Source organism: Longimicrobium sp. (assembly GCF_036387355.1).
Lineage (GTDB): Bacteria > Gemmatimonadota > Gemmatimonadetes > Longimicrobiales > Longimicrobiaceae > Longimicrobium.
In genome coordinates this window covers 1-2,292 of sequence record NZ_DASVTX010000202.1, presented here as the reverse complement: position 1 = coordinate 2,292, position 2,292 = coordinate 1, and the positions used below count along the sequence as shown (strand labels likewise).

Annotated in this window: 1 protein-coding gene; it reads right to left on the bottom strand. The window is 70.5% G+C overall.

What is annotated here, in order from left to right:
- Positions 1-2,292 (bottom strand): zinc-dependent metalloprotease (locus VF665_RS08830; protein WP_331053050.1); only part of this gene is annotated, 2,292 nt, incomplete at both ends.

Genomic DNA, 2,292 nt, shown 5'->3' with positions numbered 1-2,292 from the left:
GCGGGATGGCGCGCTGGATCTCGGAGCGCAGCGTCACCAGCACGCCGCGCAGCTGCGACTTGGCGTCGTCCGAAAGCGGCGCCGGGCGCGGGCCGAAGAAGATCACCGTCTGCTGCCCGGGCTGCTCCTGCGGGTTGAGTTTGCGGTCGATCAGCGACAGGAAGTCCATCTGCAGCTCGCGCCGGTACGGGTCCATCACCGGGCGCGCGGAGTAGATCTCCGACCAGATGCCGCGGCGCACGTCGTCCAGCATCGACGACAGCGGGTAGACGTACTGCCGCTCGCGGCCCAGAGCCTCCTGCTCCAGCAGGCGGTTCATGCGCCCGTCGTCCATCAGGTTGTTGAGCACTCGCGTCTGCGCCCCGTTGATGCGCGAGATCATCCCGCCCGCCTCGATGCGGCTGGCGATGTCGGGGCGAACCAGGAACTGCGGCGTGCGGAAGACGTTGTCGTTCAGGAAGCGCACCGCCGCCTGCTGGCGCGCGGCCGGCATGGGCGCGTACACGGCGCCCGGCTGGCTGCCGCTCTTGTACTGCACCGTGCCGCCGCCCACCATGGTGGCCACGTGCCCCGCCTCGGTGGACCACTGCTGCACCGTGCGGTCGTACAGCTCGCGCAGGTCGGTGTTGTCCTCACCGGGCCGCGTGGCGGCGGCGGGGATGTAGCCCACCACCCGCTGCAGGTTGCGGAAGCCCAGCCCCGTGGACTGGATGGGGTCCGCGTCGCCCACCGCCTCGTTCAGCGTGCCGTAGCCGCCGAACTCGTTGTTGGCCGAGAAGCGGTACCAGGGGATGGTGTCCTGCATGCGCGACCAGCGCTCCAGCGTGGGACGCTCCTGCTCGCTGGTGGTGGCGCCGGGGATCGGCTTGTACCCCCACATGATGGCGTACTTGTCGTACGGACCCACGCGCGGAATGATGTGCTCCAGCGGGATGTTGTCCTCGGGCTGCGCCACGTAGTTGAAACGCGAGTAGTCCATGATGCTGGGCGAGTGCCCCATCCGCCGCACCCAGCTGGCGCTGCGCACGCTGTCGGCCGGGTAGGTGGAGCTGCCGATCTGGTCGTGCTGCAGGCCGATAGTGTGCCCGATCTCGTGCGCCACCACGAACTGCAGCAGGCGGCCCATCAGCGAGTCCGGCATGGGCAGCATGCGGGCGCGCGGGTCGATGGCCGACGCCTGCGTGAAGTACCAGGAGCGCTGCAGGTTCAGGATGTTGTGGAACATCCGCACCGAGCCGTTGAGGATCTCGCCCGTGCGCGGGTCGTGCACGTGCGGCCCCACCGCGTTCTCCGTGGTGGACGGAAGCCAGCGGATCACCGTGTGGCGGATGTCCTCGGGCGACCAGTCGGGGTCGTTGGCCGGCACCTCGCCGGGGACGATTCCGTCCTTGAAGCCCGCCGCCTCGAACGCCTGCTGCCACTCCACGATGCCGGCGCGCACGTACGGCTTCCACCGGTCGGGCGTGGCGGGGTCCACGTAGTAGACGATCGGCTTCTTGGGGTAGCACAGGTCGCCCTCGCGCCGCTCGGAGCACTCCAGGCGGTAGCGGGTGATGTAGCTGCGGCGCGCCGAGCGGTGCTCGTCGGTGCCGAAGTCGATCTGGCGGATCGAGAAGAAGCCCACGCGCTCGTCGAAGCGGCGCGGCATCATCGGCACCTCGGGAAGGCGCACGATGCTCCAGTGCGCCAGCACGCTGGTCGCCGGCGTCGGCTGCCCGCTGGGGGGGGCCGGCGGGGCGCCCGGACCGCGCGGCGGCGTGGGGACGCCGGTCTGCGTCGCCTCGATCTCCACGTTGTCCGGGAAGGCCAGGGCGCGCTCGATGTACGAGCGGGCCGGGTCCACCGTGCCGCGGATCGCCGCGATCTCCGGCGTGGCGGTGGTGAACAGCCGCGTCACGTCCACCACGGCGGAGCTGTCCGGTCCGAACGCTTCCACGTTCATCACCGCGACGATGGCCGGGTAGTTGGACGTCTCGACCGCGCGGGCCACGGGGAGCGTGGTGTCCGCCGTGATGTCGAACGACGGGGAGCGCAGGATCACGCGGTTGCGGTTGCGCTCCCAGCGCAGCGTGAGCTCGGCGAACTGGTCGCCGCCGAACTCGCCGAAGCCGCCGGCCGGGTTGTTCGGGTTGATGGGCGCCGCGCGGGCGTAGCGCCCCACCAGCAGCATGTCCTTGTTGAGCTCGCGGCGCGGGATCTCGAAGTACAGCTTGTCGCCCACCTGGTGCACGGCGAACATCCCGCGGCGCGTGCGCGCCTCGGAGGTGATGACCGACGCGTAGGCGCGGGGGC